Consider the following 1002-nt stretch of genomic DNA (forward strand, 5'->3'; position numbering starts at 1 on the left):
ACGACCCCGCCGGAATCACAGCCCGGCTTTCAAAGCGAAGGTGGCCCTTGCCGCCCCCCGACCTCGCTGGCTACGGCTTCAATGTCCTCGGCATTGCCGCGGCGCTGTTGATCTTGGTCCTGAGGCGACGGCTTTTACGGCGCTCTCCTGGTGTACCCGTCGCCGCAGGCGCCGCTTGACCCGCCAGCGAAGGCGGTCTCGGCCCAAACACTGCCTTGATCGAGGCCCACCGCAAGTCGCGCCCACGCGTCTTGCGCCGCCATTGCCGCGTTCGCCTATTGCGGCGGAATGGGCGGGGTCGTCCAGAACAGCCTGACCTCGTCATCCAGTCCCGTCATCTCGTAGCGGATGAGGGCGATCGGCAACCGCCCCGCGGCAAGAAAGTTGTCGTGGAATTCCTGCAGGGAGAAGCTTTCTCCAAGCTGCTGTGATCGGTCGGCAAGGAGCGCATCCATCTGCAGCTTGCCGATCGTGTAGGCGATCCCGTAGCCTGGCGGTCGGCGCAGGTAGATTTCCGCATCGACGCGCGCCACGTCCTCGTCCAGCCAAGGCGTCTTGACGCGCATGTACGATACCGCCTCGCGGACGTCCCAGCGATTGTGCTGCATGAAAACATCGGCAGGCACGCGCGCGGCGCGGAAGATGCCGAACAGCTCAATGAACTCGTCCGCGCGCGGCGAGTGGCGCGTCGCCCCGGCCAGCATCAGCGCCTCCTCGAGGTAGGTTGCCCATCCCTCCGCACGCGCGCCGTCACTGTATCGCCGCCTGACCGGGCGCGTGTCGCGCTCGGCCAGGACCGCATCGAAGCGGTGGCCGGGAATGACCGCATGCAGGTGGTCTGGGATCGGATCCCTGAACTGGATCTGCTCCCAGAAATTCGGGCCCGTCGCCCGCTCGATCCAGGGCGTGTTGCTTCCCAGCTCGCCGACAAAGTCCGGGACCGTGACAATGCCTTCCCGCGCGAGGAAGTCGCGCACAATCTGGTCGGTCTGGCTGACCTTT

At 65.9% G+C, this 1002-nt stretch carries 1 protein-coding gene; it reads right to left on the reverse strand.

All coding sequences use genetic code 11. The features are described from left to right. Nucleotides 1-275 precede the first annotated feature (275 nt). Nucleotides 276-1002 (reverse strand): DUF885 family protein (locus tag WEA77_RS04775; RefSeq protein ID WP_368066721.1); only part of this gene is annotated, 727 nt, incomplete at its 5' end.

It is taken from the genome of Hyphomonas sp., assembly GCF_040882205.1.
Classification (GTDB): Bacteria; Pseudomonadota; Alphaproteobacteria; order Caulobacterales; family Hyphomonadaceae; genus Hyphomonas.